The sequence below is a fragment of the Streptomyces sp. CAI-85 genome (assembly GCF_013363615.1).
GTDB classification, from domain to species: Bacteria; Actinomycetota; Actinomycetes; order Streptomycetales; family Streptomycetaceae; genus Streptomyces; species Streptomyces antibioticus_B.
On the sequence record NZ_JAANNX010000187.1, the window covers coordinates 1 to 1,361 of the forward strand.

Consider the following 1,361-nt stretch of genomic DNA (forward strand, 5'->3'; position numbering starts at 1 on the left):
TGGGCGCGCTCTCCCCTGCGGAGAAGGACCTGCGGCTGCTGGACCTCGTGCGCACTCATGTGGCCAGGGTGCTGGCGTACCCGGACGCAGAGGCCGTGGCCGCCGACCGGGCGTTCAAGGAACTGGGCTTCGACTCGCTCACCGCCGTCGAACTACGGAACAGGCTGAAGGCCGCGACCGGCCTGACGCTGCCGGCGACCATCGTCTTCGACCACCCGACCTCCACCGCCCTCGCCGGGCACCTCCGCTCGTTGCTCTTCCCGGACGGGGACGAGGAAGCGGAGAACTCGACGGAGGACGAGAAGGTCCGCAAGGCCCTGGCGTCCATTTCTCTGGCGCGTATCAGGGACGCGGGTCTCATGGACATTCTGTTGCGGTTGGCGGAGGTCGACGACGCCGTCGCATTCACCATGGAAGAAGGCGAGATCGAGCCCGCCGACGAGGATTCGATCGACTCCATGGACGCAGAGAGCCTGCTCCGCATCGCATTCGAAGGCAGTGATTCCTGACTGATGCGAATCGGCCGAGTCTCCCTGAATTCCTCGAACCTGCGGAGTTTGCAATGAGCAGTACCTCTCCTGAGAAGATCCTCGAAGCCCTGCGCACCTCGCTCAAGGAAACCGAGCGCCTCCGCAAGGAGAACCGCCGGATGGCGGCGGCGTCACGCGAGCCGATCGCGATCGTCGGCATGGGCTGCCGTTTCCCGGGCGGGGTCGGTTCTCCCGAGGACCTGTGGTCGCTGCTTGCCTCGGGGACCGACGCGGTGTCCGCGTTCCCCGCCGACCGTGGCTGGGCCGAGGACCTCTACGACCCGGATCACACGCGGCACGGCCGCAGTTATGTCCGCGAGGGCGCCTTTCTCGACAGCGTCGCCGAGTTCGACGCCGACTTCTTCGGGATCTCCCCGCGCGAGGCCCTGGCCATGGATCCGCAGCACCGCCTGCTGCTGGAGACGGCCTGGAAGACCCTGGAACACGCGGGCATCGACCCGATGTCCCTCAAGGGCAGCCGCACTGGTGTCTTCGCCGGCACCAACGGCAACGACTACGGCGCCCTCCTGCGGGACATGCCCGAGGCCATCGAGGGCTACCTGGGCATGGGCAAGTCCGGCGCCGTCCTCTCGGGCAGGGTGTCGTACTTCCTCGGCCTGGAAGGCCCGGCGGTGACCGTCGACACGGCCTGTTCCTCCTCCCTGGTGACCCTGCACCTGGCCGTCCAGGCGCTGCGCAACGACGAGTGCTCCCTCGCCCTCGCCGGCGGCGTGAGCCTGATGACCACTCCCGGCGCGTTCGTGGAGTTCAGCCGTCAGGGCGCCCTGTCGCCGGACGGCCGCTGCAAGGCGTTCTCCGACGCCGCCGACG

Annotated in this window: 2 protein-coding genes; both read left to right on the forward strand. The window is 68.2% G+C overall.

What is annotated here, in order from left to right:
- The coding region (locus tag G6W55_RS37650; protein ID WP_175525063.1) for an acyl carrier protein at nucleotides 1-509 on the forward strand (509 nt) is incomplete at its 5' end.
- Between the two features lie 53 nt (nucleotides 510-562).
- A partial coding sequence (locus G6W55_RS37655; RefSeq protein ID WP_175525064.1) for a beta-ketoacyl synthase N-terminal-like domain-containing protein occupies nucleotides 563-1,361 on the forward strand: 799 nt, incomplete at its 3' end.